The organism is Burkholderia sp. Tr-20355 (assembly GCF_017104685.1).
Classification (GTDB): domain Bacteria; phylum Pseudomonadota; class Gammaproteobacteria; order Burkholderiales; family Burkholderiaceae; genus Burkholderia; species Burkholderia seminalis.
In genome coordinates this window covers 21632-48497 of the sequence record NZ_JAAGPK010000023.1, presented here as the reverse complement: position 1 = coordinate 48497, position 26866 = coordinate 21632, and the positions used below count along the sequence as shown (strand labels likewise).

The 26866-nt window shown below is 65.6% G+C and carries 24 protein-coding genes, 1 tRNA gene and 1 pseudogene; 11 read left to right on the top strand and 15 right to left on the bottom strand.

Translation table 11 applies throughout. From position 1 onward, the window contains the following. Window positions 1-103 precede the first annotated feature (103 nt). Window positions 104-1930 carry a translational GTPase TypA gene (typA, locus tag G3N62_RS08945; RefSeq protein WP_006490690.1) on the bottom strand — a complete coding sequence of 609 codons (1827 nt, stop codon included), beginning with the start codon at window positions 1928-1930 and terminating at the stop codon, window positions 104-106. 329 nt (window positions 1931-2259) lie between these two features. Here typA and G3N62_RS08940 point away from each other — a divergent pair, with 329 nt between their 5' ends. The 4 genes from G3N62_RS08940 to G3N62_RS08925 all read left to right on the top strand — a co-directional run bounded on the left by G3N62_RS08940 (window position 2260) and on the right by G3N62_RS08925 (window position 7190). Then, window positions 2260-2751 (top strand): MarR family transcriptional regulator, encoded by a 492-nt coding sequence (locus G3N62_RS08940; RefSeq protein WP_124669125.1) that lies wholly within the window; start codon window positions 2260-2262, stop codon window positions 2749-2751. 87 nt (window positions 2752-2838) lie between these two features. Continuing rightward, window positions 2839-4335: an efflux transporter outer membrane subunit gene (locus tag G3N62_RS08935; protein WP_049028401.1), complete on the top strand. Its 1497-nt coding sequence runs from the start codon at window positions 2839-2841 to the stop codon at window positions 4333-4335. A gap of 52 nt (window positions 4336-4387) precedes the next feature. Continuing rightward, the gene (locus G3N62_RS08930; protein WP_059557830.1) at window positions 4388-5602 is read left to right on the top strand and encodes an HlyD family secretion protein; all 1215 of its coding nucleotides are present in this window, start codon (window positions 4388-4390) and stop codon (window positions 5600-5602) included. A gap of 28 nt (window positions 5603-5630) precedes the next feature. Next, a complete protein-coding gene (locus G3N62_RS08925; protein ID WP_034190140.1) occupies window positions 5631-7190 on the top strand; it encodes a DHA2 family efflux MFS transporter permease subunit in 1560 nt (519 codons plus the stop codon). Window positions 7191-7293: 103 nt separating this feature from the next. Here G3N62_RS08925 and truB read toward each other — a convergent pair whose 3' ends face one another. From truB to G3N62_RS08880, 9 genes are all read right to left on the bottom strand, one after another. Further along, window positions 7294-8226 (bottom strand): tRNA pseudouridine(55) synthase TruB, encoded by a 933-nt coding sequence (gene truB / locus G3N62_RS08920; RefSeq protein ID WP_049032357.1) that lies wholly within the window; start codon window positions 8224-8226, stop codon window positions 7294-7296. Between the two features lie 13 nt (window positions 8227-8239). After that, a complete protein-coding gene (rbfA, locus tag G3N62_RS08915; protein WP_034190142.1) occupies window positions 8240-8638 on the bottom strand; it encodes a 30S ribosome-binding factor RbfA in 399 nt (132 codons plus the stop codon). A gap of 114 nt (window positions 8639-8752) precedes the next feature. Next, window positions 8753-11692, bottom strand: a complete 2940-nt coding sequence (gene infB / locus G3N62_RS08910; protein ID WP_034190143.1) for a translation initiation factor IF-2 — start codon at window positions 11690-11692, stop codon at window positions 8753-8755. A gap of 91 nt (window positions 11693-11783) precedes the next feature. Then, the gene (gene nusA, locus G3N62_RS08905) at window positions 11784-13259 is read right to left on the bottom strand and encodes a transcription termination factor NusA (RefSeq protein ID WP_034190144.1); all 1476 of its coding nucleotides are present in this window, start codon (window positions 13257-13259) and stop codon (window positions 11784-11786) included. Then, window positions 13259-13717 (bottom strand): ribosome maturation factor RimP, encoded by a 459-nt coding sequence (gene rimP, locus G3N62_RS08900; RefSeq protein WP_124669126.1) that lies wholly within the window; start codon window positions 13715-13717, stop codon window positions 13259-13261. The genes nusA and rimP overlap by 1 nt, the downstream gene beginning before the upstream one ends. 456 nt (window positions 13718-14173) lie before the next feature. After that, on the bottom strand, window positions 14174-15925 hold the full coding sequence (rluB, locus tag G3N62_RS08895) for a 23S rRNA pseudouridine(2605) synthase RluB (RefSeq protein ID WP_034190145.1): 1752 nt from the start codon (window positions 15923-15925) through the stop codon (window positions 14174-14176). A gap of 60 nt (window positions 15926-15985) precedes the next feature. Beyond that, window positions 15986-17017 (bottom strand): SMC-Scp complex subunit ScpB, encoded by a 1032-nt coding sequence (scpB, locus tag G3N62_RS08890; protein WP_049028423.1) that lies wholly within the window; start codon window positions 17015-17017, stop codon window positions 15986-15988. Between the two features lie 272 nt (window positions 17018-17289). Beyond that, window positions 17290-18492 carry a pyridoxal phosphate-dependent aminotransferase gene (locus G3N62_RS08885; protein ID WP_049028422.1) on the bottom strand — a complete coding sequence of 401 codons (1203 nt, stop codon included), beginning with the start codon at window positions 18490-18492 and terminating at the stop codon, window positions 17290-17292. A 75-nt stretch (window positions 18493-18567) separates the two neighbouring features. Next, window positions 18568-19470 (bottom strand): LysR family transcriptional regulator, encoded by a 903-nt coding sequence (locus tag G3N62_RS08880; protein WP_034190148.1) that lies wholly within the window; start codon window positions 19468-19470, stop codon window positions 18568-18570. Window positions 19471-19901: 431 nt separating this feature from the next. Here G3N62_RS08880 and G3N62_RS08875 point away from each other — a divergent pair. Both G3N62_RS08875 and G3N62_RS35915 read left to right on the top strand, forming a co-directional pair. Further along, window positions 19902-20288 (top strand): annotated as a pseudogene (locus G3N62_RS08875) (transposase); the annotation flags it as partial. 211 nt (window positions 20289-20499) lie between these two features. Further along, window positions 20500-20751, top strand: a complete 252-nt coding sequence (locus G3N62_RS35915; RefSeq protein ID WP_034190149.1) for a hypothetical protein — start codon at window positions 20500-20502, stop codon at window positions 20749-20751. A gap of 194 nt (window positions 20752-20945) precedes the next feature. On the opposite strand, the gene G3N62_RS08865 is transcribed toward G3N62_RS35915, so the two are convergent. Further along, complete coding sequence (locus G3N62_RS08865) at window positions 20946-21263, bottom strand: hypothetical protein (RefSeq protein WP_034190150.1); 318 nt, start codon at window positions 21261-21263, stop codon at window positions 20946-20948. A gap of 157 nt (window positions 21264-21420) precedes the next feature. Here G3N62_RS08865 and G3N62_RS08860 point away from each other — a divergent pair, with 157 nt between their 5' ends. The 3 genes from G3N62_RS08860 to G3N62_RS08850 all read left to right on the top strand — a co-directional run bounded on the left by G3N62_RS08860 (window position 21421) and on the right by G3N62_RS08850 (window position 23032). Beyond that, complete coding sequence (locus tag G3N62_RS08860) at window positions 21421-22137, top strand: YdcF family protein (RefSeq protein WP_049028421.1); 717 nt, start codon at window positions 21421-21423, stop codon at window positions 22135-22137. Between the two features lie 222 nt (window positions 22138-22359). Beyond that, complete coding sequence (locus tag G3N62_RS08855) at window positions 22360-22638, top strand: hypothetical protein (protein WP_011351789.1); 279 nt, start codon at window positions 22360-22362, stop codon at window positions 22636-22638. 136 nt (window positions 22639-22774) lie between these two features. Further along, window positions 22775-23032: a hypothetical protein gene (locus tag G3N62_RS08850; RefSeq protein ID WP_011884572.1), complete on the top strand. Its 258-nt coding sequence runs from the start codon at window positions 22775-22777 to the stop codon at window positions 23030-23032. A 41-nt stretch (window positions 23033-23073) separates the two neighbouring features. Here the strand turns inward: G3N62_RS08850 and G3N62_RS08845 are convergent, their stop codons facing one another. Then, window positions 23074-23364, bottom strand: coding sequence for a putative quinol monooxygenase (locus G3N62_RS08845; protein WP_034190152.1), 291 nt, complete (start codon window positions 23362-23364; stop codon window positions 23074-23076). 174 nt (window positions 23365-23538) lie between these two features. Between G3N62_RS08845 and G3N62_RS08840 the strand changes: the two genes are divergently transcribed. After that, window positions 23539-23754: a hypothetical protein gene (locus G3N62_RS08840; RefSeq protein ID WP_124669127.1), complete on the top strand. Its 216-nt coding sequence runs from the start codon at window positions 23539-23541 to the stop codon at window positions 23752-23754. Between the two features lie 148 nt (window positions 23755-23902). Here G3N62_RS08840 and bamC read toward each other — a convergent pair whose 3' ends face one another. The 3 genes from bamC to G3N62_RS08825 all read right to left on the bottom strand — a co-directional run bounded on the left by bamC (window position 23903) and on the right by G3N62_RS08825 (window position 26208). Then, the gene (gene bamC / locus G3N62_RS08835; protein WP_034190153.1) at window positions 23903-25111 is read right to left on the bottom strand and encodes an outer membrane protein assembly factor BamC; all 1209 of its coding nucleotides are present in this window, start codon (window positions 25109-25111) and stop codon (window positions 23903-23905) included. A gap of 140 nt (window positions 25112-25251) precedes the next feature. Then, window positions 25252-25328: transfer RNA gene (locus G3N62_RS08830), tRNA-Pro, on the bottom strand. Window positions 25329-25494: 166 nt separating this feature from the next. Continuing rightward, entirely contained in the window at window positions 25495-26208 is a 714-nt protein-coding gene (locus G3N62_RS08825; protein ID WP_124608019.1) for a methyltransferase domain-containing protein, read from the bottom strand. 86 nt (window positions 26209-26294) lie between these two features. Between G3N62_RS08825 and G3N62_RS08820 the strand changes: the two genes are divergently transcribed. After that, window positions 26295-26591, top strand: a complete 297-nt coding sequence (locus G3N62_RS08820) for a hypothetical protein (protein WP_124669173.1) — start codon at window positions 26295-26297, stop codon at window positions 26589-26591. Window positions 26592-26866: the final 275 nt, after the last annotated feature.

Here is a 26866-nt window from a genome sequence, read left to right as displayed (position 1 = left end):
CGCGGGAACAGTGTTTTGCAGGCAATCCGGTTGCGCGTCGCGCAGATGCGAAAAAGGCTGCCCGCGGGCAGCCTTTTTCGTGATGCAGCGAACGGTCGAACGCTTAGTCGACCGCGCCTTCGCGGCTCGCGCGGCGACGCTCGTGCTCCTTCAGGAAGCGCTTGCGCAGGCGGATCGACTGCGGCGTCACTTCCACGAGTTCGTCGTCGTCAATGAATTCGACCGCGTACTCGAGCGACATCTGGACCGGCGGCACGAGACGCACGGCTTCGTCGGTACCCGACGCACGCACGTTGGTCAGCTGCTTGCCCTTGATCGGGTTCACGACGAGGTCGTTGTCGCGGCTGTGGATGCCGATGATCATGCCCTCATACAGCGCGTCGCCCGGCTTCACGAACATGCGGCCGCGATCCTGCAGCTTCCACAGTGCGTAGGCCACGGCCGCGCCGTCGTCCTGCGAGATCAGCACGCCGTTGCGGCGCTCGAAGACCGAGCCGTCCTTGACCGGTGCGTACGAATCGAAGATGTGGCTCATCAGGCCCGTGCCGCGCGTGAGCGTCAGGAATTCGCTCTGGAAGCCGATCAGGCCACGTGCCGAGATCTTGTATTCCAGACGCGTGCGGCCGCGGCCGTCCGACGCCATGTCGAGCATTTCGCCCTTGCGGCGGCCGAGTTCTTCCATCACGCCGCCCTGGTGTTCGTCCTCGACGTCGACCGTCAGCAGCTCGTACGGCTCGTGACGCACGCCGTCGATTTCCTGCATCACGACGCGCGGACGCGACACGGCCAGCTCGTAGCCTTCGCGGCGCATGTTCTCGACGAGAATGGTCAGGTGCAGCTCGCCGCGGCCCGACACTTCGAACACCGTTTCGTCGCCCGTGTCCTTCACGCGCAGCGCGACGTTGTGGTTCAGTTCCTTCATCAGGCGGTCGCGGATCTGGCGGCTCGTCACGAACTTGCCTTCGCGGCCCGCGAGCGGCGACGAGTTGACGAGGAAGTTCATCGTCAGCGTCGGTTCGTCGACGGTGATCATCGGCAACGCTTCCGGCGTGTCGACCGCGCAGATCGTCGCGCCGATGCCGACGTCTTCAATACCGTTGATCAGCACGATGTCGCCCGCTTCGGCCGATTCGACCTGCACGCGCTCAAGGCCCTTGAACGACAGCACCTGGTTGATCTTGCGGTTCAGCACGTCGCCTTCCGGGCCGAAGCGCATCACGACCGGCTGACCCGGCTTGATGCGGCCGCGCGTGATGCGGCCGACGCCGATCCGGCCGACGTACGTCGAATAGTCGAGCGACGTGATCTGGAGCTGCAGCGGCGCTTCCGGATCGGCCGGGCGAACCGGCACGTGCTCGAGGATCGCCTCGAACAGCGGGCGCATGTCGCCTTCGCGCGCGGCCGGGTCGAGCGACGCGTAGCCGTTCAGGCCCGACGCGTAGACGATCGGGAAGTCGAGCTGCTCCTCGGTCGCGCCGAGCTTGTCGAACAGGTCGAAGGTCTGGTTGATCACCCAGTCGATGCGCGCGCCCGGGCGGTCGATCTTGTTGACGACGACGATCGGCTTCAGGCCGAGCGCAAGCGCCTTCTTCGTGACGAAGCGGGTCTGCGGCATCGGGCCTTCGACCGCGTCGACCAGCAGCAGCACCGAGTCGACCATCGACAGCACGCGCTCGACTTCACCGCCGAAGTCCGCGTGGCCCGGGGTGTCGACGATGTTGACGTGCGTGCCTTCGTATTCGACCGCGCAGTTCTTCGCGAGAATCGTGATCCCGCGCTCCTTTTCGATGTCGTTCGAGTCCATCACACGCTCGGCGACTTGCTGGTTGTCGCGGAAGGTGCCGGACTGGCGAAGCAGTTGGTCGACGAGCGTCGTCTTGCCGTGGTCGACGTGAGCGATGATGGCGATATTGCGAAGGGCGCGGGTCATAGAAACCTGGAAATCGTTTGAACGCGCAAACGCGCCCGCTCGTTTTCACGGGCGCGCGCTGTTGCAGCTTGGAAAGCCTAACATTATAGCACGCGAGAATGTCGAGAGCTGACGGACACGTCGCGACGCGACAAAACCGGGCCCGCCAGCCCTGCTCGTGAACCGGCGAAGCGATCGAATGCGCCATCGCCTGGCACACCGCAAAACCTTGTCCCCGAGAGGGATTTTCGCACCGCGCAGCGCGCGCTTTGCCGTTCGATTAACATTTGCCGCGGCAAGCAATTGTGCCTATACTGCTGCCTAGTCAACTATTGCAGCTTCAGGGTTTTATGCCGGATTCCTCTACCCAACCACCCGTCTCGTCGCTGTCCTCGTATCAGATGAACGACAGCGTCGGTTATCTGATGTCGCGCGTGAAGTCGGTGATGACCAACCTCGTCACGCAACGCACGCAGGAAGAGCTCGGCATCACGGGCACGCAGGCGAGCATGCTGTTCATGATCGCGGTCGGCAGGTGTTCGACGGCCGCCGAGCTCGCGCGCGAATACGGGATCGATGCGAGCGCGGTCACGCGCCTGCTCGACCGGGTCGAGAAACGCGGCCTGCTGTCCCGCGTGCGCAGCATCGAGGACCGGCGCGTCGTCCGCCTCGAACTGACCGATGAAGGCCGCGCACTTGCCGAACAGCTGCCGCCCATTTTCCGCAGCGTGCTCGATCAGGTGCTGGACGGATTTACACCGGAAGAAGTCGGGTTCCTGAAGAGCATGCTGCGCCGCATTCTCAGCAACTATTGCGAGACGGCCGGCGGCGGCATCACGTAATAGTTGCCATAACAATTACTTTTGACAGTTTATTGTAAGGAAATCCTTGCAGTGTCCATCATTCATTCCGAGTCAGGGGTCAGCGCGATGAAGTCCTCCCCGTTGTCCGTGCGCGGCGGGTCGTGCCGCGCCGCCGTCGCCGCCGCGGTCGCCGCATTCGCACTGGCGGGCTGCGCAAACTACATCGGCATCAAGAGCGACAAGCAGATCGCCCCCGCATCGCAATTCGAGTCCGCGCAGAGCCTCCCGGCCCAGGGCGGCCAGTGGCCGGCGCTCGACTGGGCCAGCCAGTTCGGCGATCCGCAACTGCCGAAGCTGATCGACGAAGCGCTGCAAGGCAATCCGTCGATCGCCCAGGCGCAAGCGCGCATCGCGAAGGCATCGTCGTACATCGAATCGTCGCGATCGAACCTGATGCCGAAGGCCGAAGCCAGCTATTCGTGGACGCGCGAGCTGTACTCGTCGAACGCGCTGTTCCCGCCCCCGTACGGCGGCCAGTGGTACAGCGAGAACAATGCGCTCGCGAGCGCGTCCTGGGAACTCGACCTGTGGGGCAAGAACCGCGAACGCCTGCACACGGCCGTGTCGCAGGAAAAGGCCGCCGAAGCCGACATGCAGCAGGCGCGCATCACGCTCGCGTCGTCAGTCGCGCGCACCTACAACTCGCTCGCGCAGCTCTATGCGCTGCGCGACATCGCGCAGCGCGAGATCACCAACCGTGAGACGGTGGGCAAGATCACCGACGGCCGCGTCTCGGCCGGCCTCGACACCAACGTCGAACGCCAGACGGCGCGCGGCAACATCGCGACCACGCAGGCTTCGCTGTCGGACCTCGACGGCCAGATCACGACGGTGCGCTACCAGCTCGCCGCGCTGCTCGGCAAGGGTCCGGATCGCGGGCTGCAGATCGCCGCGCCGGTGATGAACCCGACCGGCGACGTCACGCTGCCCGGCAACCTGCCGGCCGATCTCGTGTCGCGCCGCCCCGACATCGTCGCCGCGCGCTGGCAGGTCGAAGCCGCGATGCACGACGTGAAGGAAGCGAAGGCCGAGTTCTATCCCGACGTGAACCTCGCGGCCGGTTTCGGCTTCGATGCGTTCGGCTGGGGCAAATTCCTGAACTTCGCGAGCCGCCAGGCGCAGTTCGGCCCGGCGATCCACCTGCCGATCTTCGATGCCGGCGCGCTGCGCGCCCAGCTCAAGGGCCGCTACGCCGACTTCGACCTGTCGGTCGCGAACTACAACCAGACGCTGATCAGCGCGCTGAACGACGTCGCGACGCAGGTCGCGTCGATCCGCGCGGTCGATCGCCAGATGGGCGACGCCCAACGCGCGCTCGACGCATCGACGCGCGCGTACGATCTCGCGGTCATCCGCTACAAGGCCGGCCTGTCGCCGCAACTGCAGGTGCTGACGGCGGACAGCAACCGCCTCGCATCGGAGCAGACGGTGACCAACCTGAAGATGCGTCGCCGCGACATGCAGCTCGCGCTGATCAAGGCACTGGGCGGCGGGTTCGACGCAACCGGCACACCGCTCGCCGCGCCCGACGCCGCCACGCCGAACAAACAGGCCGCCAACTGAGCCGGCGCCACCACTACGCAGACACTCGAAATAACGGACGGAGAAAATCGCCATGAGCGACCAACAAAACGCCGCCAGCGCGCAGCCGCAGAACAACGGCAAGCGCAAACGAATGATGACGCTGCTCGTCGCGGTCATCGTGATCGCGGCCATCGCATACGGCCTGTACTACTTCCTCGTCGCCCGCTTCCATGAAGGCACCGACGATGCGTACGTGAACGGCAACGTCGTGCAGATCACGCCGCAGGTCACCGGCACCGTGATCGCCGTGAAGGCGGACGATACGCAGACGGTCAAGTCCGGCGACCCGCTGGTCGTGCTCGACCCGGCCGATTCGCAGGTCGCGCTGCAGCAGGCGGAAGCAAACCTTGCGCAGACGGTGCGCCAGGTGCGCGGCCTGTTCGTCAACGACGACCAGTACCGCGCGCAAGTCGCGCTGCGCCAGTCCGACCTGTCGAAGGCCCAGGACGACCTGCGTCGCCGCCTGGCTGTCGCACAGACGGGCGCCGTGTCGCAGGAAGAAATCTCGCACGCACGCGACGCGGTGAAGGCCGCGCAGGCGTCGGTCGACGCCGCGCAGCAGCAGCTCGCATCGAATCGCGCGCTGACCGCGAACACGACGATCGCCTCGCACCCGAACGTGATGGCCGCCGCCGCGAAGGTTCGCGACGCCTACCTCGCGAACGCGCGTAACGTGCTGCCGGCGCCGGTCACCGGCTACGTCGCGAAGCGCTCGGTGCAGGTCGGCCAGCGCGTGTCGCCGGGCACGCCGCTGATGTCGGTGGTGCCGCTGAACGCCGTGTGGGTCGACGCGAACTTCAAGGAAGTCCAGCTGAAGCACATGCGGATCGGCCAGCCGGTCGAGATGACGGCCGACATCTACGGCTCGTCGGTCACCTACCACGGCAAGGTCGTCGGCTTCTCGGCCGGTACGGGCTCGGCGTTCTCGCTGCTGCCGGCGCAGAACGCGACCGGCAACTGGATCAAGGTCGTCCAGCGCCTGCCGGTGCGGATCGAACTCGACCCGAAGGATCTCGACAAGCATCCGCTGCGCATCGGCCTGTCGATGCAGGTCGACGTGGACATCAAGGACGAACGCGGCGACCAGCTCGTCAACGCGCCGAACACCGTCTACGAGACCAACGTGTTCGCGAAGTACGGCGACGAAGCCGATGCCGAAATCGCACGCATCATCGCCGAGAACGCAGGCGGCAGCGCGTCGGCGCCCGTCGCGGCGAAGTCAGGCAGCGCCGCGAAAATGATGTAACCGTTCCGACTCCGGAAAGACAACCCACATGGCACAGGCTCCTGTCTCCCATCCGCCCCTGCAAGGCGGACAACTCCTGCTCGGGACGATCGCGGTATCGCTCGCGGTGTTCATGAACGTGCTCGACACGTCCATCGCGAACGTCGCGATCCCGACCATCTCGGGCGACCTCGGCGTGTCGTCCGACCAGGGCACGTGGGTCATCACGTCGTTCGCGGTCGCGAACGCAATCTCGGTGCCGCTGACCGGCTGGCTGACCGACCGTTTCGGGCAAGTCCGCCTGTTCCTCGTGTCGATCATCCTGTTCGTCATCTCGTCGTGGATGTGCGGGCTGGCGCCGAGCCTGCCATTCCTGCTCGCGTCGCGCGTGCTCCAGGGTGCCGTCGCGGGCCCGATGATTCCGCTGTCGCAAGCGCTCCTGCTATCGAGCTATCCGCGCGCGAAGGCGCCAATGGCGCTCGCACTATGGGCGATGACGACGCTGATCGCGCCCGTCGCGGGCCCCATTCTCGGCGGCTGGATCTCGGACAACTATTCGTGGCCGTGGATTTTCTACGTCAACATCCCGGTTGGCATCGCCGCCGCCGCCGCGACGTGGGTGATCTACCGGAGTCGGGAGTCGGCCGTGCGCCGTGCGCCGATCGACGGCGTGGGCCTGGCGCTGCTGGTCGTGTGGGTCGGCTCGCTGCAGATCATGCTCGACAAGGGCAAGGATCTGGACTGGTTCGCGTCGACGACGATCGTCGTGCTCGCGCTGACGGCTGTCATTGCTTTCGCGTTCTTCGTGATCTGGGAGCTGACCGCCGAGCACCCGGTCGTCGACCTGTCGCTGTTCCGTATAAGAAACTTCACCGGCGGCACGGTCGCGCTGTCGATCGGGTACGGCCTGTACTTCGGCAATCTCGTGCTGCTGCCGCTGTGGCTGCAGACGCAAATCGGCTACACCGCGACCGACGCCGGCCTCGTGATGGCGCCGGTCGGGTTGTTCGCCATCCTGTTGTCGCCACTCACCGGGAAGTATCTGCCGCGCACCGATCCGCGCTTCATCTCGACGGCGTCATTCCTCACGTTCGCGCTGTGCTTCTGGATGCGTTCGCGCTACACGACGGGCGTCGACGAGTGGTCGCTGACGCTGCCGACGCTCGTGCAGGGGATCGCGATGGCCGGCTTCTTCATCCCGCTCGTGTCGATCACGCTGTCCGGCCTGCCGGGCCACCGCATTCCCGCGGCGTCCGGCCTGTCGAACTTCGTGCGGATCATGTGCGGCGGCATCGGTACGTCGATCTTCCAGACCGCGTGGGATCATCGGAACAACTTTCACCACGCGCAACTGGTCGAGCAGGCGAACCCGTACAACCCGACGTTCAACCAGGCCGTCACTCAGATGGGCAATCTCGGGCTCACGCCCGAGCAGGCACACGGCCTGATCAACAACATGGCCACGCAGCAGGCTGCGCAGCTCGGCGTGAACGATCTGTTCTACATTTCGGCGGCGATCTTCGTGCTGCTGATCGGACTGATCTGGATCACGAAGCCCGAACGCGCGGGCGGCGGCGATGCCGGGGCGGCCGCATCGGCGGCGCACTGAACGCCCAAGCCGGAATACCGACGCACCAAACCAAAAAGCCCGGTCGTTTCGACCGGGCTTTTTCTTGTTCGGACGCCGACTGCGGCGCACGCGCGCCGTAGCGTCATGCAGCCGTCACGACGAGCCGTTCCGGTGCCAGTACACCATTCGCCTTGCGCGCCACGCCGAGCAGCCGCGTGGCGTCGTATACACGCACGCGCTCGCCGTCGGCCGCCTCGATCGGCCCGAGCGCCGACAACGGCAGACGCTGGCCGTGCAGGAACCGCTTCGCGGACGCATCGTCGAGACGAACCGCCGGAAACGTCGACAGCAACGCATCGACCGGCTGGAGCCAGGCATCGCGTGCCGCTTCGGCTGCATCCGACAGCGCATCGAGCGTCACCGCATGTTCGAGCGTCAACGCACCGACGCCCGTACGACGCAGCATCGTCAGATGCGCCCCGCAACCGAGCGCCTCGCCGATGTCTTCCGCGAGCGTACGCACATACGTGCCCTTGCTGCAGGTCACGCGAAACGTCACGTCGGGCAGCTCGCAAGCGAGCAGTTCGAGCGCATGAATCGTCACGTTACGGCCTTCCCGCTCGACGGTCTGGCCCGCACGCGCGTATTCGTACAGCGGCTTGCCGTCGCGCTTGAGCGCCGAATACATCGGCGGCACCTGCACGATCTCGCCGGTGAAGCGCACGAGCGCGGCTTCCACCGCCGCCCGGTCGCATTCGACCGGCCGCGTGTCGATCACGTCGCCTTCCGCATCGCCGGTAGCCGTGCGCTGGCCAAGACGCATCGTCGCTTCGTAGGTCTTGTCGGCCTCGAGCAAGTCCTGCGAAAACTTGGTCGCCTCGCCGAAACACAGCGGCAGCAGGCCCGAAGCCAGCGGATCGAGCGTGCCGGTGTGGCCGGCTTTCTTCGCGAGGAGCAGGCGCTTCGCGCGAATCAGCGCATCGTTGCTCGACAGGCCGACCGGCTTGTCAAGCAGGAGGACGCCATCCAGCACGCGCCGGGGCACGCGCGGACGTTGGGGTGCTGCATTCGTCATAGGCCGGTCGAACTCAGTCGTCCTTCGCGGGTGCGTCGGCCTCGTCGTCGTCCTTCGCGCGCGTCGAGTTCGCTTCCTTGATCAGGCGCGACATTTCGACGGCCTTCTCGATCGTCTGGTCGTAATGGAAATGCAGCGTCGGCACCGTATGAATGTGCAGGCGCTTGAACAGCAGGTTGTGCAGGTGACCCGACGCGTGATTCAGCGCCTCCTGCGTCTTTTCCGGGTCACCGGTAAGCGCGGTGAAGTAGACCTTCGCGTGCGCGTAGTCCGGCGTGAGCTCCACGCTCTGGATGGTCACGATGCCGATACGCGGGTCTTTGACCTCGCGCATGATGAGTTCGGACAGGTCGCGCTGAATCTGGTCGGCGATCTGAACGTTGCGATTGGGGGAAGTGCGTTTCCTGGACATGATCGATCCGTGATCCGTTTTTCAGGATGAAGTGGCGGCCCTTGTCGGCACGCCACCATGAAAATGGGCGGGACAGGCCCAAGCCTGCCCCGCCCATGAGCCGATGCGCGACGATTACAGCGTACGCGCGACTTCGGTCACTTCGAAGACTTCGAACTGGTCGCCTTCGATGACGTCGTTGAAGTTCTTCACCGACATACCGCACTCGAAGCCTTGCTTCACTTCCTTCACGTCGTCCTTGAAGCGCTTCAGCGATTCGAGTTCGCCCGTGAAGATCACGACGTTGTTGCGCAGCACGCGTACCGACGACGAGCGCTTGACGATACCGTCCGTGACCATACAGCCGGCAACCGTACCGACCTTCGGCACCTTGAAGACCTGACGGACCTCGACCATGCCGGTGATGACTTCGCGCTTCTCCGGTGCCAGCATGCCCGACATCGCCGCCTTCACCTCATCCACTGCGTCGTAGATGATGTTGTAGTAGCGGATGTCGATGCCGTTCGCCTCGGCCAGCTTGCGCGCTTGTGCATCCGCACGCGTGTTGAAGCCGATGATGACCGCCTTCGATGCCGTCGCGAGGTTGACGTCGTTTTCGCTGATGCCGCCCACCGCGCTGTGCACGATCTGCACGCGCACTTCGTCGGTCGACAGCTTGAGCAGCGACTGCACGAGCGCTTCCTGCGAACCCTGCACGTCTGCCTTGATGATGAGCGGCAGGTTCTGCACTTCGCCTTCGCCCATCTGCTCGAGCATGCTTTCCAGCTTCGCGGCCTGCTGCTTCGCAAGCTTCACGTCGCGGAACTTGCCCTGACGGAACAGCGCGATTTCACGCGCCTTGCGCTCGTCCGGCAGCACGATCACTTCCTCGCCCGCGCCCGGCACTTCCGACAGACCCTGGATTTCGACCGGGATCGACGGACCGGCTTCCTTCGTCGGCTTGCCGTTCTCGTCGAGCATCGCGCGAACCCGGCCGTAAGCCGTACCGGCCAGCACGATGTCGCCGCGGTTCAGCGTACCGGACTGCACCAGGATCGTCGCGACCGGGCCTTTACCCTTGTCGAGCTTCGCTTCGATCACGATGCCCTTGGCCGGTGCTTCGACCGGTGCCTTCAGTTCCAGCACTTCGGCCTGCAGCAGCACGTTCTCGAGCAGATCGTCGATGCCCGCGCCCGTCTTGGCCGACACCGGCACGAACGGCGAATCGCCACCGTACTCTTCCGGCACGACGCCTTCCGCGACCAGTTCCTGCTTGACGCGATCGGGGTTCGCTTCCGGCTTGTCGATCTTGTTGATCGCGACGACGATCGGCACGCCACCCGCCTTCGCGTGGGCGATTGCTTCCTTCGTCTGCGGCATCACGCCGTCGTCGGCCGCCACCACCAGCACCACGATGTCGGTCGCCTTCGCGCCGCGTGCACGCATTGCCGTGAACGCTTCGTGACCCGGCGTATCGAGGAACGTGATGACGCCGCGCGGCGTATCGACGTGATACGCGCCGATGTGCTGCGTAATGCCGCCCGCTTCGCCAGCGGCAACCTTCGCGCGGCGAATGTGGTCGAGCAGCGAGGTCTTGCCGTGGTCGACGTGACCCATGACCGTGACGACCGGCGGACGCGGCAGTTGCTCCGCATCGGTACCGGTTTCACCTTCGACCAGCAGCGCTTCCGGATCGTCCAGCTTCGCGGCAACCGCGCGGTGGCCCAGTTCCTCGACGATGATCATCGCCGTTTCCTGGTCCAGCACCTGGTTGATCGTGACCATCTGGCCCATCTTCATCATCACCTTGATGACTTCGGAGGCCTTGATCGACATCTTGTGCGCGAGATCGGCAACCGACACGGTCTCCGGCACGTGCACTTCACGAACGATCGGTTCGGTCGGCGCTTGGAACGACGATGCGCTGTCCTGGTGACGGCCGCGCCCCTTCGGGCCGCCGCGCCAGCCGCGGTCGACGCCGCCGCTCGAATCGCCGCGCGTCTTGATGCCGCGACGCTTCGCCGCGTCGTCCTGCCAGCCGCCCTTGCCTGCGCCCGGCTTCTTGTTGCGGTCGCCCGCGCCTGCCGGCGCCTGCGTCGTGGCCGGGGCCGCGGCACCGGCCGGCTTCTTCACGGCCGGACGTGCCTGCGCACCTTCCGGCTTCGCCGGCTTGTGCAGCGTGCCCTTCGCTTCGGCCGGCTTCGGCGGCTCGACCGGCTTCGGCGGCTCGACTGCCTTGACCACGGCCTTGCGCGGCGTGTTCATCATTTCGCGAATCGCGCGTGCCTCGGCTTCTGCCGCCGCGCGACGCTTGCTGATCTCTTCCTGCTCGGCGCGCGCCTTGTCCGCCGCCTCGCGGGCTGCGTCCTCGGCCTTCTTGGCCGCTTCGCGCTGGGCCGCACGTTCGGCGGCCGCGCGCGCTTCGTCCTGCGCGGACTGCTCGGATTGCGCGGACTCCACGCTGGCCGTTTTCTGCTCGGCCGCGGCGGCCTGCTGCGCTGCCACCTGCTGCTGCGCCGCAGCGGCTTCGGCCGCGGCACGCTTCGCCGCAGCTTCTTCCTCGGCGCGACGGCGCTCGGCTTCAGCCGCTTCCTCGCGGGCGCGGCGTTCCGCCTCTTCACGCTCCAGGCGTTCCTGGCGCTCGCGCAGTTCCTGCGCCTGCTTCTCGAGCAGCTCGGCCTCGCGGCGCGCTTCTTCCTCGCGACGCTTCAGTTCCGCATCGTCGTCCGCTTCGGCGACCTGCGCCTGACCCTGTTCCGCACCCTCGTTCACGTCGTCGCGCTTGACGAACGTGCGCTTCTTGCGGACCTCGACCTGAATGGTGCGAGCCTTGCCCGTCGCGTCAGATTGCTTGATCTCCGACGTATGCTTGCGGGTCAGCGTGATCTTGCGCTTGTCGCCGTCGGTTGCGCCGTGCGACTTGCGCAAATGATCGAGCAGACGCGCCTTGTCCGCTTCGGACAGCGCATCGTCTTCACTCGCTTTCTGGACGCCCGCTGCCTGCAGCTGTTCGAGCAGCACACCAGCAGGCATTTTCAGTTCCGCGGCAAATTGGGCTACGTTGTTACTCGCCATTCATTCCTCTTAGTGCAAGGACCGATTCCTTGCGGTTAGCATCGGGTCAGGCCATACGGCCGCCATCAAATCAGTGCGCCATGGTCATTTCTCACTGGAACCAATGTTCACGTGCTTTCATGATCAACGCCTTAGCGGCATCCTCTTCCATTCCGGTCAGGTCGACCAGTTCATCCACTGCAAGCTCGGCGAGATCGTCCCGCGTCTGCACACCGTGTTCGGCCAGCTTCGCGAGCAACTCCGGCGTGATGCCGTCGAGGCTCTTGAGATCCAGCGCTGCGTTCTCGACCTTTTCTTCGTTCGCGATGGCCATCGTCAGCAGCGCATCGCGTGCGCGGTTGCGCAGCTCGTGCACGGTGTCCTCGTCGAACGCTTCGATCTCGAGCATTTCGTTGAGCGGCACGTAGGCGATCTCTTCGAGGCTGGTGAAGCCTTCGTCGATCAGGATGTCGGCAACTTCCTCGTCGACATCGAGACGCGCCATGAACAGTGCACGCAGCCGGTCGCGCTCTTCACCCTGCTTCAGGGCGGATTCGTCCGGCGTCATGATGTTGATCTGCCAGCCGGTCAGTTCACCGGCGAGGCGAACGTTCTGACCGCTGCGGCCGATCGCGACAGCCAGTTCGTTCTCGTCGACGACGACGTCCATCGAATGCTTTTCTTCATCGACGACGATCGACTGGACAGCTGCCGGCGCGAGCGCGCCGATCACGAACTGGGCGGGATCCTCCGACCATAGCACGATGTCGATGTTTTCGCCACCGAGCTCGTTGCGCACGGCCTGCACGCGCGAGCCGCGGATGCCGACGCAGGTGCCGATCGGATCGATCCGCTTGTCGTAGGCGATCACGCCGATCTTCGCGCGCACGCCCGGGTCGCGGGCAGCCGCCTTGATCTCGAGCAGGCCCTGCTCGATTTCCGGCACTTCCATCTCGAACAGCTTCATCAGGAACTCGGGCGCCGTACGCGACAGTTCGATCTGCGGGCCGCGCGCGGTGCGGTCGACCTTCGCGATGTACGCACGCACGCGGTCGCCCACGCGCAGGTTTTCCTTCGGGATCAGCTGATCGCGGCGCAGCAGCGCCTCGACACGGCCCGATTCGACGATGAAGTTGCCCTTGTCGAGGCGCTTCACCGTACCCGTCATGATCTTTTCGCCCCGCTCGAGGTAGTCGTTCAGGATCTGCTCGCGCTCCGCGTCGCGCACCTTCTGCAGGATCACCTGCTTCGCGGCCTGCGCGCCGATACGACCGAACTCGATCGACGGAACGGGTTCCTCGACATATTCGCCGACTTCGACGTCGGGATTCTGCTCACGTGCCTCGAACAGCAGGATCTCGCGATCCGGCTCCTGCAAGCCTGCCTCGTCGGGCACGACGAGCCAGCGACGGAAGGTTTCGTGCTCGCCGCTTTCGCGATCGATATGGACGCGGATTTCGGCGCCTTCGTCGAACAGCTTCTTGGAAGCGGAAGCGAGCGCGGCCTCGAGGGCGCCCAGCACCACATCCTTGTCGACGTTTTTCTCGCGCGCCAGCGCATCCACCAGCATCAACACTTCGCGACTCATTATTTGCGGCTCCTAAAGTCAACTTGCGGAATCAGGCGGGCTTTGTCGATATCGGCCAGCGTGAAATCCAGCATGGCTGCCTCGCCCTTCTTCCCCTCAAATTCCAAACCGATCGTTTCGCCATTCGGCGCGTGCAGAATGCCCCGGTACGTCTTGCGCCCGTCCAGCGGCTTTTTCAAGGTCACGGAAACTTCGCTGCCGGCGAAGCGCTCGAAGTCGGCCAGCTTCCTCAACGGGCGGTCGAGCCCCGGGGACGAGACTTCGAGCCGTTCGTAATCGATGTTTTCGACCGTCAAGACGTGCTGGAGCTGACGCGTGACCTTTTCGCAATCTTCGAGCGAGATGCCGGCAGGCTGATCGATATAGATGCAAAGCATGCCGCGCCCGGTGCGCTCGAGATCCACCAGCTCGTAGCCGAGCCCGGTGACCGTGGTTTCTATCAGTTCCGTCAGTTGCACAGTGTCCTCTCAGGTGTTCGCGCCCGCCGCTCGCGATTCACCCGCGGGCGCGCGCCTTAGCCGGCGCAGGAAGCGCTACCCGAGATGCCTAACCGTTTCAGCAAAAAAAAATGGGCGGAACGCCCATCTTTCTTACTGGTGGTCGCACCTGAGCCGCACATTGAATCCGTACGCCCAGCGACTCCGCGATTATAGCGATTTTTGGCGCAAACGCCAAGCCAGCCGGTAAAAGCAGCGCGTCGCGCGCTTTTACGGACCAAAAATGCGAAATCGGGTTACCCGATCCGCCGGCACGATCCTGTCAGACCGGCGACCGGTTGCCGACTGCGAGGCAGCGGCACGCGACATATCTATGGTCGAAAGCGATCGGCGCAATGCGCGGTGCCGGCAAAATCGGCGGAATGCCGATCGGGCCGGCACGCCGGCGGCTGTGCGCCGCCGCGCGCCGACATGCGTTCAGCGGCTGCGCGTACGGCTGCGCTGCGGACGCTGGCCGCCGCGCTGACCGCCGCCGTTGCCGGCGCCATCCGCCCGATTGCCGTTCGGATTGCGATTACCGCCGCCCTTGCCGCCGCCGCGCTTGCCGCCCGCGCCTTCGCGCTTGGGGCCCGCGCCGTACGACGCGCGATTGCCGTCGACATCGCGGCCGCCGGCACGGTTGCCATCGCGACCGCCCATGCCACCACGGTTGCCGTCACGGCCACCGCCGGTACGATTACCGTAGCCCGACGGCGAAACCGGCAGACTGCCGTAGCCGCTCAGGCCGGGCAGCCCCGGCACGCCGCGCCTGCCGCCACCGCGGCGCGGCTGGTCGAGTTGCCCATGCGTCGTCAGCACCGGCTCACGGCTGATGAAACCCATCGACGTCTCCATCGGATCGGGCTGACGGCGTTCGGCCTGGCCAGCCCCGCCGCGCTTGCCCTTCTCCTCGGTCGGCGCCTTCAGGCCGACCGTCGCCATCAGCTTGCGCACCTGCGCGTCGTCGAGCTCTTCCCAACGACCGCGCTTCAGGCCGCGCGGCAGCGGGATCGGGCCGTGACGCGTACGGATCAGGCGGCTCACCATCAGGCCGACGGCCTCGAACATCCGGCGCACTTCGCGGTTGCGGCCTTCGGCCAGCGCGACGTGATACCAGTGGTTCGTCCCTTCGCCGCCGCCGTCGCGGATACGCAGGAAATTCGCCGGACCGTCATCGAGCTCGACGCCGTGCAGCAGCTTCTGCCGCATCCCTTCGGCCAGCTCGCCGACGACGCGCACCGCATACTCGCGCTCGACGCTGTAGCGCGGGTGCATGAAGCGGTTCGCGAGATCGCCCGAAGTCGTCAGCATCAGCAGACCTTCGGTATTGAAGTCGAGGCGACCCACCGCAAGCCATTTCGCCGTCTTCATCGGCGGCAGGCGATCGAACACCGACGGACGGCCTTCCGGATCCGCGTGGCTGACGATCTCGCCCGTCGGCTTGTGGTACAGCAGCACGCGCGGCGGCTTGTTCGGCAGCTTGCGCTTGACCGGCTTGCCGTTGATCCGCACCTGGTCGGTCGGCATGATGCGCTGCCCGATGTGCGCGGGCTCGCCGTTCACCGACACGCGGCCGGCGACGATCAATTCTTCCATTTCGCGGCGCGAGCCCATGCCCGCCTCCGCCAGCACCTTGTGAAGCTTCGGCGCGTCGTCGTCCGGCGACAGCACGCGCTTGTTCGCCGGCTGGTTCCGGCCGCGGCGCAGCATCGGCGCACGCACGCCGCTGCCGCCCGCGGAGTTGTCCGCGTCGAATGCAGGCGACGTCACGTAGGCGAACAGCTCGTCCTGGGACGCATCGCCCTCCGCCTTCACCGGGCCGCCCTCAGCCTTCGGCGCACCGCGCCGGCCCTGACCGCCCTGGCCAGCCTTGGCCGCGCCTTCGCGTTTGCCGGCCGGCTTGCGCCCCCCCTTGGCCGCACCATCCTTGTTGCGCGGCGCACGCGCCGGCTGCGCTTCGGCCGTCTCGGCCGGCTGCGCATCCGCGCCTTCGCCGCCCGGCTGCTCGCCTTCGGCGCCCTTCGACTTGGCTGCCGCGCGACGCCGCGCGATCAGGCTGCGCGGGCCGCGCCGCAAACCGCGGCGGGGACGCTCGTCGCCACCGGCCGAAGCATCCTGCTCCGGCGCATCGTCGGCGCGCGCCGCCTGCACGGCAGGCGCGGACGATTCAATATCGTGGATATCAGTCAAAACAACCTCAAAATGTCAGGTCTCGCGCCCGGCGCGGGCGCGGCAAGATGTTGGCCGCGATCAGGCGCGACGCTGTTCGGGTTCTGCTTCGTCGTCCGGCAACGCGTCGGCGCCGATGGGCGCGCTGGCGCTTCGTACGGCATCCGCGAGACTGTCGGACGTGTCGTCCAGCATCTCGTCGTCCGCGGAACGGGAACGGGACGCGTTGGCCTGGTCAGCCTCGCCGGGCGTGACGCCGGCCGCTTCCGCTCCGTCTCCGGCAGCCGCTTCGGCGGCCGGCTTGCGATCTTCCTCACCCCGATCCGCACGCGGCGGCTCGGACTGCACACCGGTCGGCACTGCTTGGGCGCCCACCTGTTCCGTTTGTTCCGTGTGCCCGCGATCAGCCTCGAGCGTATCGCGACCCGGAATTTCCTGCGTCGACGCGCCGTCGGCCGCAGTCGCGGCATCGTCCGGCAATTCGACCGATGTTTCATCCGCCAGCGCCTGCGACGGATCGCCCGCCGCGTCGTCGGCGACCGGCACGTCCCCGTCGAAATCCATCGCCTGCTGCGCGAGCAGCGCGGCCTCGATGTTCGCGGCCGGCTCTTCGAGCGCAGGCAGATCATCGAGCGCCTTCAGGCCGAGATCGTCGAGAAACTGCTTGGTCGTCGCGTACAGCGCCGGGCGTCCCGGCACGTCACGATGGCCGATCACCTCGATCCAGCCGCGATCCTCGAGTTGCTTGACCACCTGCGTGTTGACCGTCACGCCGCGGATCTCTTCGATGTCGCCGCGCGTGACGGGTTGCCGGTACGCGATGATCGCGAGCGTTTCGAGCACCGCGCGCGAATACTTCGGCGGCTTCTCGGGATGCAGGCGATCCAGATAATGACGCATCGCCGGCTTGCTCTGAAAGCGCCATCCGGTCGCCAGCGCCACCAGCTCGACGCCGCGGCCGGACCAATCCTGTTTCAGATCTTCGAGCAACGTGCGGACCGTGTCAGCCGACACGCCGTCGGCAAAGAGCTTGCGCAAATCGCCGAGCTTCAGCGGTTCCTGCGCGCAGATCAAAGCAGTCTCGAGGACGATCTTCGCCTCTTGGGTATTCATGCAGCTAGGCCAGACCCTGTGGTCAAACGAACCGGATCAACAAACAGACGAAAGGAACGGAAGACGCGCTCGCCCGATTCTGATCGGTCATATTGATGGGAGCACGAACCGGGGGCGGCGAACCAACTTCAGGCCAGGCCCAAACCGGACGGAACAGCACGGCTCAACGACGGAACCGCGTGACTGAGCGCCATATTACGCAAAATTGCCCGGTGCGTAAAGATGAGCCGAGCGGGCCGCCGCCAGTACGGCGCGCGCGCTCCGGCCCTGCTTCAGCGGGCCGCCGAACCGTGCGCGAGGAACCGGCGCAGCCGCTCGACGCCCGCGTCGAGCCGGGCCGGATCGCATGCATAGCACCACCGTACGAAGCCCTCGCCTTCCGGGCCGAACGCCCGCCCGGGCGCCAGGCCGATGCCCGCCTCGCGCACCAGCGTCTCGCAGAACGCGAGACTGTCGGCCGCGCCGGGCAGCCGCAGGAACAGGTACATCGCACCCGGCGGGGGCGGCACCTCGACGTCCGGCAACGTCCGCAGCGCGGCGACCAGGTGATCGCGCGCGTCGCGCAGTGACGCGACGAACGACCGCACGAACGGCTCGCCGTCGCGCAGCGCAACCTCGCCCGCGGCCTGGACGAAGCCCGGCGCGCACGACGTGTTGTATTCGACGAGCTTCGACAGGTCGCCCATCACCGACGCCGGCGCGACAAGCCATCCGAGCCGCCAGCCCGTCATCGCCCACGCCTTCGAGAACGAATTCACGACGACGACCCGTTCGTTGCGCGTGGCGATATCGAGAAACGACGGCGCGCCGCCCGCATCGAACGCGAGCCGTTCGTACACTTCATCGGCGACCAGCCAGATGCCGTGCCGGCGACAATGGGCGAGCACGGCCTGCTGGTCGTCACGCGACATCGTCCAGCCGGTCGGGTTGTTCGGCGAATTGATCAGCAACATTCGCGTCTCGGGCGTCAGCGCGGCCAGCAGCCGCCCGACATCCAGCCGCCAGCCCGCGTCGCCATACCCGAGCGGCACGCATTCGACCTGCGCGCCGAGAATCTTCGGAATTTCGACGAGGTTCGGCCATAGCGGCGTGACCGCGACGACACGGTCCCCGGGACCGACCAGCATCTGCGCGGCCAGCATCAGCGCGCTCACGCCGGAACTCGTCACGGCCACCGTGTCGGCCGCCGTCGCGCCGTGGCGCGCGCCGACGTAGGCCGCGATCGCCGCGCGCAACGGCGCGGTACCGAGGTTGTGCGTGTAGAAGGTCGCACCGTCGCGCAACGCGGCCGCCGCGGCGTCGCGGATGAAATCCGGCGTCACGCGATCGGATTCGCCGAACCAGAACGGCAGCATGTCCGGCACGCCGAAGCCGGCGTTCGCCACTTCCCGGATCAGCGACGGACGCAGCGCCTGCACCGCGGCGCGTGCCGCCGGCTCGCCGGTCACCGCAAGGAAATCATCGGAATGCACCATCGAGAACCACCGCCGAGGAACACGATCCGCGTAGTGTACCGGCCCGCACACCCGGCCGGTGCAAGTCGGCGCGCGTCAGTCGAGATCCTCTGCCCGCGCCGGCATCTGCCGCACGAGTTCCCAGATCGCCTGGGCCGCGGGCGACAGCGACCGGTCGCGGCGGCGCACCAGCTCGACCGTCCGCTCGGTGCGCGGCGTGAGCGGCCGCGCGACCAGTGTGGAGCCGGCCGGCAGCGGCAGCGACAGCCACGGCTGCACGCTCACGCCGACGCCCGCCTCGACCAGCCCGAACACCGTCGCCGAATGCCCGAGTTCCTGCATGACCGTCGCATTGACGTGATGGGCGGCCAGCGCGGCGTCGATCAGCGGCCGGCTGCCCGACGCATGGTCGAGCAGCACGAGGCGCTCGCCGTCCAGCGCCGTCCACGGCACCTCGGCCCGTGCCGCGAGCGGATGATCGGCCCGCGCGACGAGGCAGAACGAATCGGTCATCAACGGTTCGCACACGAGATCGGCGACCGTCAGCGGACCGATCACGACGCCGAAGTCGACTTCGCTCGACTTCACCTTGCGCAGGACGTCGCTTTGCACGTCGTCGCGCAGGCCCAGCGTCACGAACGGGAACTGGCGCTCGCACGATGCGACCACCCGCGGCATCAGACGGCAGGCGATCGTCGGGCTCGCCGCGACGATCACGCGCCCGCGACGCTGCTCGCCGATCTCGCGAATCTCGCGCAGCGTGTCGTCGAGATCGTCGAGCAGGCGCGACACGCTGGCGATCAGGTTCGCACCGACATCGGTCAATTGCACGTCGCGCGTCGTGCGGTCGATCAGCTTCAGCCCGAGTTCGGCCTCGAGCTCGCGCACGCAGCGGCTGACCGCGGATTGCGTGAGCCCGATCTCGTCGCCCGCACGGCTGAAGCTCTTGAGCCGCGCGACCTCGATGAATACGCGAAGCTGGCGCAGCGTGACGTTCATTTCCCGCCCTCATCAATCGTCGATATCGATGCACGATTTTAATGCACGAATCCGGGCTCGATGGGCGAATCCGACCCTCATCGCGCATGTTTCGCTGCGGTGCAATACATTCGCAAACGCACGTGGTACGGGCGAACTGCACAAGATTGGTGATTGTCCCGATTTGCTGGCGGGTTATTTTGGCGTCTTATACGCCCCTAGCTGACTTAGCCGTTAGCTCGCTGCCAAGCGGCTCTCAAGGGAATCACCTCTGACATGGCACGCTTCGTGCATTACCTTGCGCACAGGGCGCAGGTTTCGTCGGACGGAAGAGTAGAAACGCCGCTGCCGGCCAACCGGACGCCCCCACCCGGCACTCGACGATCGAGTGCTTGAAGAGTGCGCGGCGCAGGGCAGCGCACCGGAGTTAGCTTCGCTGAGGTGAGGACATGATGCTGTTCGACGATTTGAGAGATAACGAGTGGGCGCTGGTCGAGGGTCTGTTTTGCTCGGAACCCGCACGGAGTGAACGGCGCGGCCGTCCCCGCGTGGAAGCCCGCTCGGTGGTCAACGCCGTGCTGTGGGTGCTGTCGACGGGTGAAGGCTGGTCGAAGCTGCCGGGCCGCTACCCGTCGCCGCCGACCTGCCGTCGTCGCTTCGACGAATGGCAGGCGGACGGTACGCTCGCCGAAATCGTGAAGCGACTCGGCACGAGCGGCCGGCAGATCTCGCTGCGCGGGCGCATCGGCGCGAGCGCCGCGAAGCCGCCTGCACCGCCGAGCCGCGACCGGCTGCGCGGCGCCTTCTGGACCAACCCGGAATCCTGGCGCGCGCCCGTCAAGATGGCGTAACGCATGCTCGATCGGGCGGCTTCGGCCGCCCGGTTTCTTTCTGCGGCGCGATCTTTTCGCGACGCCTGCCTTGCCGTCGATTACCGTTGTCGTGCCGCGATACAACTATTTACCAATATTTACAGCAAGCCTGCACTCCCGCGCTTACCTTAGCGACATATCAACAGGCCGCATCGACGGCTTGAAGGGAGCCCCCGCCATGAGACCAATGTCACTGCTCGTTGCATGCGGCATTGTCATGTCCATGGCGCTGACCGCTCCAGCCCATGCCGACGATCGCACGAAGCCGCCTCACCGCCAGCAGGATCACCGGAATACGCCGCGCCAACCGCCGTCCGCCAACGCGCCCGGCCGGCAGACCGTGCCGCGCGGCGACCTGCGCGGCGATATCGCCAGCAACGCGCGGGCGCGCATCGGCTCGCAGCCGTCCGACGTGCCGCGTCATCCGTAGTCCTGCCGATTTCAGGCATTCGCCAAAGAAAGTACCCGCTTTCGGGAACTGCGCCGCAAGCGACGAGTCACATCGTTGCCATGAGCACAGCGTGGCAACAGCAAAAGTATCCGGTACGCCCGTATCCTCGCGATACGGGCTTTTTTTTGACATGACCGCTCGCGCGGCGACGCACGCGCCGGGAGGCTCCGCCGCTACAAGCGGCTTTCGAGAATCGCCACGGCGCTCGCTTCGCTCAATGCGTAGTCGTCCATGCGGCGATCGGTCCAGGAAAGTAATTTCTCGTCGCGCTCGAGGCGCGAGAATTCGGCTCGACCGGTTTCGGTCAGTACGGCGATGTCGACCGGGGCATGAAAGCCCGGCGCGGGCGCGACGGTCTTCTGCCTGACCGTGTCCATCAGCCCGAGCGAACGGAGATACTCGAACACGCCCGGGCGGCGTGCCCACGGTACCTGGCGGTACTGCACTCGTCTCAATGCGTCGAGCACCGCTTCGTTGGAATACGTGGCCATCTCGATTCTTTCTTAAAGTGCAGCGACAATGCGAAGCGGCGCGCCGGGCGGGGTCTCCGCCCGCCGACACCGCCACCGATTCTGGAGGCCGACGTTCGGCGTCGCTTCAGGGCCGGATCGTCAGCCGTCCATAAAAAGACACCATACCCCAATCAAATTGATTCTGTTCGATTCATTTGTACTTCTCTTCATCGGTTTCATGCTCTGCCGCAAGCGGCGGAGAATCATCTCGATCGCCGCGATTGCGCTGCTCTGGCTGCTCGCAACGGGTTGGCTCGCCGCGCCGCTGATCGCGTGGACCGAGGCCGGCGTCACACCGGTCGAGCACCCGGTCATGCACGGGCGGACCACACTGATTCTCCTCGGCTCCGGCACGCGCCGCACCGACAACGGGCTGCGCGCACCGCCCGACGGCGCCGCGCGCATCCACAAGGTTGCGGCGCTCTATCGCACGTGTCGACAGCAGGCCGAGCGTTGCACCGTCGTGATGTCGGGTGGCGACCCGCAGCATCACGGCGAAGCCGAAGCAGCCGTATACGGGCGCCAGCTCGTCGCGGAAGGCGTTGCTCCCACCGACCTCGTTCTCGAACCGGACAGCCGCACGACCTACGAAAACGCGAAATTCACTGCATCTATACTACGCTCACAGTATGACGACGCACGCATTCTCGTCACGTCGTCGTACCAGATGCGCCGTGCATTGCTCGATTTCCGCCGGTTCGGCATCGATCCGCAGCCCGTCTATGCGAACCGCCGGCTTGCGCAAACAGGCTGGCTGCCGCGCTGGCGCAACCTGGCCAATGCCGAGCAGGCGCTGCACGAACTGGTCGGCATTGCGCAATTCCACGTGTACCGGTGGCTCGGCTGGTTTTGAAAGTCTGCGGGGAAACGGGCACGGACGGAGTGAATCCGCCCAGAATGGCATGCGCATGACGAAGTACACGAAGTGTTGCGCGACTTCAACGGGGCCTTGCGTCGCGCCGCGATCCGGTGCACATTGATCCGTCACTTTTGTTACACTCGACACGCACTCGATTGCAGTCGCCAGACAAAACGGCAACACTCGGGTTCATCACCACTTAGCGGAGGTAAAGCAATGAAGAAGACGTCCCTGGCTATCCTGGTAGCGATGTCGGCGCTGACTGGCGCAGCGTATGCGCAAGAGAGCACGGAAATCAAGACGATTACCGATCCGGCCAAGATCTCCGAGATCGAGCAACGCGCACAGGCGCTGCAACAGCAGCAGGCGGCCGAAGCCGCTCAGCCGGCGATGCAGGAAGAGCATCACCACGGCAAGAAGGCTGCTCATCACAAGGCAGCAGCGAAGAAGGCCGGCAAGAAGGCAGCCAAGGCTGCAGACGCTGCCAGCCAGTAAGTTCGGCGGCATCGCACAAGTAAAAAGCCGAATCCGGGCAACCGGGTTCGGCTTTTTTGGTTGCGGCGCCTGCGCGCTGTGCTAAAGTCGCGCACCGAAATTTTCCACCCGTGCGCACCCCGGTGCGGAGGACAGCATGAGCAACATTCAACTCGACATCGAGTGGACCGAAGCCGCCACTCGCCAGATCAAGCAACTGATGCCCCGCGGCTCGGCCGACGCGTTCCTCGCGTTGCCGCCGATCGAGTGCCTGCCGATGGAGGGCGACGTGCTGTTCCTCGGCCCGCAAGGCAAGCAGCAGCCGTTCATCGTGGCCGAGCGCCAGTATCACCATGACGGCGACGCCGACTGGACGATCATCCTGATCCTCGACGTCCCCAGCGCGTCGCACTGACGCGCCGCCGCGACCGGACACGTCCGGTCGCCCCGCCCGGCTCAGACGAGCTTCGACAGCACGCGGATTTCGGAACTTTCGATCCAGTCCGCGGCCGCTTCGCGATAAGCGAGAATGTGCGCGGAGCGCGCATGCGCAGCCAGCGCCGCCTCGCTCTCCCAACGCTCGACGAATACGAATCGCAAGGGTTCCTTCAGATCCCGGTGCAGGTCGTACTGCAAGGCACCGGCTTCGTTACGGGTCGGCTCGACGATCCCTTCGAGCACGGTGCGCAGTTTTTCCTCGGCACCCGGCTTCGCCACGATCAGCGCCACGACTGCAATTTCCGCCATTCCCGACTCCTTCATCGACAAAAGTCCGAGAATACGCGAATCACGCGTCGCGCATCGGCCACGCCGATGCGACATGGCCCGACGGCCCCAAAAAAATAGCCCGCGCCTCAGAGAAGCGCGGGCGAAACCGTCGCCCTACGAGGATAGGCGACGGGGCCATCGAGATCCGCACGCGTGCGCGGATCGTCATCGGTTGCACCGGCGCATACCGCGCCGACATTCGAAGACGCCGATACCGTTGATCCGGCGCTCGCGGCGCCCGCCCGGCATCTGACGTCATCCTCCCTGTTTCAACAATTCCAACATATAAAGCAGGTTGCATGCCAGCCATTGAAAACCGATCACTTCGTTGATTTAAAAGAACATTTTTTGACGATGGCGACAATGTGACACGTGTTCTGCCGCCGTAACGCGCGGATGTTACGTAACGTCACGAGGGAGGGACCGAACCGCTCGCACATGCATACGCAAGCGCGAGCGGCTATAAAAAAAGCCCGCCGAACGGCGGGCTTTTCAGTGATGCAGGGACGCGCCGGGATCAGCGAAGCTGATTCACGAGCAGCCCCATGATCTGGCGTGCCGGCGACGACGTGTCGATCGCGCCCGTATCGTCAACGATTGCAACGCGCGTCTGGTCGGCCGTGAGCGCCTTCACGTTGACGCGGTACTGCTTCGCCTGCTTTTCCTTCTTGCCGTGGAACAGCTGGCTCCAGAAGCCTTGCTCGGCCGAGGTCAGATCCTTCGGATCGACGTAGCGCACGAAATACAGACCCTTCGTGCGATCGCGATCGTCGACGGTGAAGTTCGCGCGATCGAGCGCGAGGCCGACGTGCAGCCACGACCGGTCGTACGGTTCGCCGAGCGTGACTTCCGACGGCACGGCCGCATCGGCCGCGTCATTGCCCTGTGCCGACGTGCGCGAGACGTTCTGCGCGGCGATCGCTGCCGCGGCCTTCGATGATGCGTCGGCGTCGGCCTTCTTCTCGATCGGTACCGTGTTGTCCTTGATGTTCGCGATCGGCGGCTCGCCGTTCTTCGCACGCTGCGCATTCTGCGCGAGCACGGCCATCAGCCGCTTCAGGTATTCGGTCTCGAGCGCCGGATCGTTCGGCTTCGGTTCCCACTTGCTCGAATCGTTGTTCGCACCGGTGATCGCCTCACGCATGCCCTTCTGGCTGATGAACACGTAGGTGCCGCCGTTCGGCGCCGAGTCGAGACGCGTACGGTACTTGTTGCGCTCGGCCGTCACGTACGAGTTGCCCATCGCCTTCGAGATCACGCTGCGGATCAGCCCGTCGTTGATCTGCGGATGGGTTTCGTTCCAGTCGGTTTCCATCACGCCCTTGTCGCGCTGGTCGACCACGAGCAGGAAGCCCTGCTCCTGCCAGAACCGGCGGACCTGCGGCCAGATGTCGGCCGGCTGCTTGCCGTCGATCACGAGCCAGCTCTCGGTGCCGTCGCGCTGGATATGCATGCCGGCCACGGCCGGCGCGACGGTGTCCAGCGCAGGCGCCGCCTGCTGGACCTGCTGAAGCGCAGACAGGGAAGTCGCGCCGCCCTGGGGCGGCAGCGAACGCTGATCGGCCGTCTCGTCGAGCATGTTGGGCGGCACTGCGAGCGACGCTTCCTTCGATTTCGAATCGCTCTTGTAGTCCACTTTCGTGGGCGACGACGTACCGCAACCGGCAACGAGCGCGCCGGTGGCAAGCACTGCAGCGAACCGCATGGTAAGACGAAGATCAGTCATGTTCGGGGAATCCTCTTCCGCTAAATCACGGCGCTTTCCGTGGATCAACCTTGCATTTTACCGGGGCCGCGCCGCGATGTGCAAAAAAGCGACCGGCAAGAAAAAACCCGCGTCAGCCTGAACTGACGCGGGTTCTTGTCTGGTCGGGGCGAGAGGATTTGAACCTCCGACCACCTGCACCCCATGCAGGTACGCTACCAGGCTGCGCTACGCCCCGAAAGAAGAAAAGTATAACAGACACTTCTCCGATTTAGAATCGGGTCGCATGCATTTTGTGAATGTTCTTGTGAAATTTCCTAGCTTGACGACACCTGATGCATGCGTCCGTCCCCCGCGCATGACAGCGCGCGCCACGCGCCGACCACGCGGTCCTCGCATCGCACTCACCGCTTGCGCGCGACACAGATGACCGTCAATCCGGCGACGCGGTTGAAGCGGAACATCGGCAACTCGATACGACAGATCGTCTTGAGCAGGCCGTTGACGAGCGGATGGTGACGGCGCAGTTGCGATGCCGGCTCGCGCGGCTGTCGACGCACCCGCTCGCCGAGCCGCAACGCCGCCGCCAGCGGAAACGTGAGGCCGAAGTAATAGGCGCCGTGCTCGACGTCGAGCCCCGCGCGACGCACCACGGCCTCGAGACCGCCGAGCGTATACCGGCGCTTATGCTCGAGAAAATCGTCATGGCCGCTCCAGAGGAACTGGAACGCAGGCACCGTGATCAGGAACCGGCTGCCGGAAGGCGCGCCCCTCACGTACTGCGTCAGCAGGCCGACATCGTCGTCGACGTGCTCGAGCACGTCCATCAGCAATACGAGATCGGCATCGAACCGTTCGACGGACCGCCGAAAGTGGATGGGCTTGCCGGCCGTCTCCTCGTCGGTATCGTCGGCGTAGCTCGTATCGACACACCACGCTTCCGATGCCTGCGTGCGTTCCAGCAGGTGCTTCGAGAAAAAGCCGGACCCTGCCCCGACGTCGAGGATCCGGTGCGCGCCCGCCCCGCCGAGGAACCGTCGGATCGCGCTCGCCTTCGACGCGTAGTACCAGTGATCGCCTGCCCCCGCACCCAGTACGTCGACTTCCTTCAGGTCCATGGCGCTTCCCCGTGATGACCAACGTGTTGTGATCGAACCCGCCACTGATGCCGATCTTACCCCGCCGTCAACACCGAGCGTATCCGTTGATGCACGGCCCGGGCCGCCCCTTCCCGCATGCGGCCCTCATCGAAAGGGACGATGGCCGATGCGTCGCCCATCGCCACCGTGCGGCTGGCCGGCGCGAGATCGACGCGCCCGGCGAGCCGTCCGACTGCACGCCGGTCGACCCGGCCCGCCCGGCTTTGCGGCGTTGCGCGAGACAGGAGGCGGCATTCGATCAGGTCACGGCTTCGTACGACTCGATGGCGTCGTATATCGAGCACGGCCTGCAACTCGACCCGGCCGCGCAGAGCACGATCCGGCAGCAGTGGCCGGTCTGACCGGCGGCCGTGCCGCCCATCCGGGCAAACCCGCGCCAGCCAAGGCTCGCGACGGATTTGCCCGGTCGCGAAAAAGACGCCGACGGGCGCCCGGCAAAAACCAAACGACCGTTTGATCCGGCCGCCCGACCACCGCGAATCCATTGTCCCGCAGCGCGCCGGCGCCCCGCGCCCGCGCGCCCGTTGTTTGGTAACGCCGCTCTAGCGCGCTATGACACACTGCACGGCATCGACGCTCGCGCCGTCCAGTGGCGCGCGCCGCCGTCGATCACGAC

Coding starts and splice junctions, on each gene's coding strand:
- infB (WP_034190143.1), bottom strand. CDS start 11,692: ATGGCGAGTAACAACGTAGCCCAATTTGCCGCGGAACTGAAAATGCCT.
- bamC (WP_034190153.1), bottom strand. CDS start 25,111: ATGACTGATCTTCGTCTTACCATGCGGTTCGCTGCAGTGCTTGCCACC.
- G3N62_RS08885 (WP_049028422.1), bottom strand. CDS start 18,492: ATGGTGCATTCCGATGATTTCCTTGCGGTGACCGGCGAGCCGGCGGCA.
- scpB (WP_049028423.1), bottom strand. CDS start 17,017: ATGAATACCCAAGAGGCGAAGATCGTCCTCGAGACTGCTTTGATCTGC.
- G3N62_RS35915 (WP_034190149.1), top strand. CDS start 20,500: ATGAGACCAATGTCACTGCTCGTTGCATGCGGCATTGTCATGTCCATG.
- G3N62_RS08940 (WP_124669125.1), top strand. CDS start 2,260: ATGCCGGATTCCTCTACCCAACCACCCGTCTCGTCGCTGTCCTCGTAT.
- G3N62_RS08880 (WP_034190148.1), bottom strand. CDS start 19,470: ATGAACGTCACGCTGCGCCAGCTTCGCGTATTCATCGAGGTCGCGCGG.
- G3N62_RS08850 (WP_011884572.1), top strand. CDS start 22,775: ATGAGCAACATTCAACTCGACATCGAGTGGACCGAAGCCGCCACTCGC.
- G3N62_RS08930 (WP_059557830.1), top strand. CDS start 4,388: ATGAGCGACCAACAAAACGCCGCCAGCGCGCAGCCGCAGAACAACGGC.
- G3N62_RS08935 (WP_049028401.1), top strand. CDS start 2,839: ATGAAGTCCTCCCCGTTGTCCGTGCGCGGCGGGTCGTGCCGCGCCGCC.
- typA (WP_006490690.1), bottom strand. CDS start 1,930: ATGACCCGCGCCCTTCGCAATATCGCCATCATCGCTCACGTCGACCAC.
- G3N62_RS08825 (WP_124608019.1), bottom strand. CDS start 26,208: ATGGACCTGAAGGAAGTCGACGTACTGGGTGCGGGGGCAGGCGATCAC.
- G3N62_RS08925 (WP_034190140.1), top strand. CDS start 5,631: ATGGCACAGGCTCCTGTCTCCCATCCGCCCCTGCAAGGCGGACAACTC.
- rbfA (WP_034190142.1), bottom strand. CDS start 8,638: ATGTCCAGGAAACGCACTTCCCCCAATCGCAACGTTCAGATCGCCGAC.
- truB (WP_049032357.1), bottom strand. CDS start 8,226: ATGACGAATGCAGCACCCCAACGTCCGCGCGTGCCCCGGCGCGTGCTG.
- nusA (WP_034190144.1), bottom strand. CDS start 13,259: ATGAGTCGCGAAGTGTTGATGCTGGTGGATGCGCTGGCGCGCGAGAAA.
- G3N62_RS08855 (WP_011351789.1), top strand. CDS start 22,360: ATGAAGAAGACGTCCCTGGCTATCCTGGTAGCGATGTCGGCGCTGACT.
- G3N62_RS08845 (WP_034190152.1), bottom strand. CDS start 23,364: ATGGCGGAAATTGCAGTCGTGGCGCTGATCGTGGCGAAGCCGGGTGCC.
- G3N62_RS08865 (WP_034190150.1), bottom strand. CDS start 21,263: ATGGCCACGTATTCCAACGAAGCGGTGCTCGACGCATTGAGACGAGTG.